This window comes from Nocardia rhamnosiphila NBRC 108938 (genome assembly GCF_000720425.1).
Lineage (GTDB): Bacteria > Actinomycetota > Actinomycetes > Mycobacteriales > Mycobacteriaceae > Nocardia > Nocardia rhamnosiphila.
The window spans coordinates 1-253 of record NZ_JOAJ01000081.1; the positions used below are offsets into that span (position 1 = coordinate 1).

A 253-nucleotide genomic window follows, 5' to 3' on the forward strand; every position below is an offset into this window, starting at 1 on the left:
GGCGACCTCGACCACCCCGATGAAGATGAGCAGCGCGAACGGGATGGTCAGATTCTCGGGAGCGTTATCGGCCAGCGCGTTCGGCATCACGAGCTTCGGCCCACCGGAGGCGATCACGAAGAACAGGCCGAGCAGGATCTGCAGGGTCCACAGGACCCGGTGACGGATCGTGCCGGGGCGGCCGGCGACGTCGGCGGAAAGGTGGGCGGTGGGGCTGGTGGTGGTCATTTCCGGTCCTTCGGGTCGGTCGCGC

Annotated in this window: 1 pseudogene; it reads right to left on the reverse strand. The window is 68.0% G+C overall.

Annotated features, from left to right (window positions below):
* Nucleotides 1-228 (reverse strand): annotated as a pseudogene (locus IG75_RS37075) (DoxX family protein); the annotation flags it as partial.
* Nucleotides 229-253 lie beyond the last annotated feature (25 nt).